We start from the raw sequence: 3,099 nt of genomic DNA on the forward strand, positions 1-3,099 counted from the left end.
GGCTGTGGCTTCTTCTGCCTGTCATATCGGGCTTGTTGAAGATAAACAAGTGCAATAACTTTCTGATATTCAAGGGTGTTTTCGTGCATACGTGGAACGGGATGCCGCTATATGAGCCGTATCCGGCGGAGTATTTCGACCTCAATCATTACGGGCCGCTGTTCAGTATGGTGATAGCTCCGTTTGCCGTTCTTCCGCATCCGGCGGGCCTCATACTCTGGCTTACGGTCATGGCTGTTCTCCTTTACTATGCGGTCGGACGGCTGTCGCTGCCATGGGGCAAGCTGGTATTCATCTACTGGTTCTGCGCCCACGAGTTGCTCACGGCCCTGTTCATGAGCCAGTTCAACATAGCCATCGCCGCAATCATCATCGGCTCGTTCTGCTGCATACAGCGGGGGCGCGATGCCACGGCCGCGTTTCTCATCCTGCTTGGCACGTTTGTCAAGCTCTACGGGATAGTGGGACTGGCGTTTTTCTTTTTCTCCCGCGACAAATCGCGCTTCATCCTGTCGTTTGTCGGGTGGTCGGCGCTGCTCTTTGTGCTGCCGATGGCCATCAGCAGTCCGGAATATATAGTGGAGCAATACCGTGAATGGGCGCTCTGTCTTGGCGAGAAGAACTCTGAAAACCTGCTTAGCGGCGGGCAGAACATATCGTTGCTCGGCCTTGTGCGCAAGCTGACCGGATGCCTGTCGTATTCCGACCTGTGGCTTATCGTGCCCGGACTGGCCGCTTTCGCGCTTCCTTATTTGCGCATAGGGCAATACCGAAACCTCGCTTTCCGCCATGCCTTACTTGCTTCCGTGCTGCTGTTTGTGGTGCTGTTCAGCACCGGCAGCGAGTCAAGCTCATACATCATAGCGTTGCTTGGAGCGGCGATATGGTATGTGTCGGCTCCGTGGAAGCGCGGCCGGGCGGACATCGCGCTGATGGTTTTCGCCTTCATACTCACCAGTATGTCGCCGTCCGACCTGTTCCCGGCTTTCATCCGCAAGACATACGTGCAGCCATATGCCCTCAAAGCGTTGCCTTGCGTGCTGATATGGCTGAAACTCGTGTATGAGATGATGACGCGCGACTATGCCGGGATGCCCGTGGCCGGCAACTTGCCAAAAGGAGACATGCAACCCGATAAAAGACAATGAATATGAAACCGATTGTAAACAGCGGCGGCATTCTGCGCGCGCCGTTGAGCATGATGCTCAATCTCGCACTCGTATACGTGGCATACGGGATATGCCGTATAGCCTATTTGTTGGAGAATTGGAGCACGTTCGCTCCCAACCTGACATGGGGTGCCATGGCCGAGATATTGCGCGGCGGGTGGATGTTCGACACGTCGGCCATCCTGTATACAAACGCTCTGTATATCGTGATGATGATATTGCCGCTCCACTGGAAAGAGACGGCTGTCTGGCAGCGTGCGGCGCGCCTCGTGTTCATCGTTTTCAACGGCCTGTGCGTAGCCATTAACCTTGCCGACGCCGTGTATTTCAAGTATACCGGCCGGCGGACGACGGTAACCGTGTTTTCCGAGTTCGGCAACGAGGGCAACATAGGCAAGGTCGTGGCGGTGGAGTTCATGCGCCACTGGTATCTCGTGCTGCTCGCGGTGCTGGTCGTTTACGGGCTGTGGCGGCTTTACGTAAGTCCGGAAAAGGGAGTGCCCGAGGGGTTGCGCCGTCCTGTCAGATGGCGGAAAATGGCGGCATACTATGGCGTGAACACATTGTTTCTCGTACTTTTCGTGCCGCTCTGCGTATGCGGGATGCGCGGCGGAGCCACAACCGCCGTGCGGCCGATAACCATCAGCAACGCAAATCAGTATGTCGACCGGCCGCTGGAAGCGGCCCTGGTGCTCAACACTCCTTTCTCTCTGATACGGACGTTCAACAAACAGATATTCACCGTGCCCGATTATTATAGTCCGCAGGAGCTTGAACGGATATACTCGCCGGTGCACACGCCGCGTGCGGACGCCGCGGAGAGAAAGAAAAACGTGGTGGTGCTCATAGTGGAGAGTTTCGGACGGGAGTATATAGGCGGGTTCAACAAGTGGCTCGATGACGGCAAGTACAAAGGCTACACCCCGTTCACCGACTCGCTCATGCGGCACAGTGCCACGTGGATGTACTCATATTGCAACGGACGCAAGAGCATAGACGGCATGCCGAGCATACTATCCGGCATACCGATGTTCGTCGAACCGTTTTTCCTCACTCCATCATCAATGAACGACGTGAGCGGAATAGCGGGCGAATTGAAGAACAAGGGTTATTACTCGGCTTTCTTCCACGGGGCCGAGAATGGGTCGATGGGCTTCCAGGCCTTTGCCCGCACAACGGGATTTACCGACTATTTCGGGCGCACAGAGTTTAACGAGGACAAGCGCTTCCGCGGCGACGACGACTTCGACGGCACGTGGGCTATATGGGACGAGCCGTTCCTGCAATTCTATGCGTTGAAGATGTCGGAGTTCAGACAGCCGTTTGTGTCGGCCGTCTTCACCGCCTCCTCGCATCACCCCTATGCCGTGCCCGAAGAGTATAAGGATGTATATCCGGAAGAGGGCATCGTGATTCACAAGTGCATACGGTATACTGACAACGCCCTGCGCCGCTTTTTCGAGACGGCCCGCCGCCAGCCGTGGTACGAGAACACGCTCTTTGTCATCACGTCAGACCACACGAACCTGAGCGACCACGCCTATTACCAGACAGACCTCGGCGGTTTTTGCTCGCCTGTGATATTCTTCGACCCGGGCGGCGGCATAACTCCGGGCATGCGTGACGGCATAGCCCAGCAGACAGACATCATGCCAACGGTGCTCGGCTATCTGGGCTACGACCGGCCTTACGTGGCTTTCGGTTGCGACCTGCTTGCCACACCGGCCGCCGACACGTGGGCGGTGAACTATCTCAACGGTATATACCAGTATGTGAAGGGAGACTATCTGTTGCAGTTCGACGGCAGGAATACGAAGGCCGTATACCGCTATCGCACCGACTCGCTGCTCAAGGAAAACCTTGTAGGGCATGTGGCCGAACAGGGACAGATGGAGCGTGAGGTGAAAGCAATCATACAACAGTATATGAC

Annotated in this window: 2 protein-coding genes; both read left to right on the forward strand. The window is 56.0% G+C overall.

Going from position 1 to position 3,099, the window contains the following annotated elements:
- On the forward strand, window positions 1-1,148 hold a 1,148-nt coding region (locus tag MoGM_RS06975), incomplete at its 5' end, for a glycosyltransferase family 87 protein (protein WP_104369388.1).
- A gap of 2 nt (window positions 1,149-1,150) precedes the next feature.
- A partial coding sequence (locus tag MoGM_RS06980; protein WP_104369389.1) for an LTA synthase family protein occupies window positions 1,151-3,099 on the forward strand: 1,949 nt, incomplete at its 3' end.

Source organism: Prevotella sp. MGM1 (assembly GCF_002933775.1).
Taxonomy (GTDB): domain Bacteria; phylum Bacteroidota; class Bacteroidia; order Bacteroidales; family Bacteroidaceae; genus Prevotella.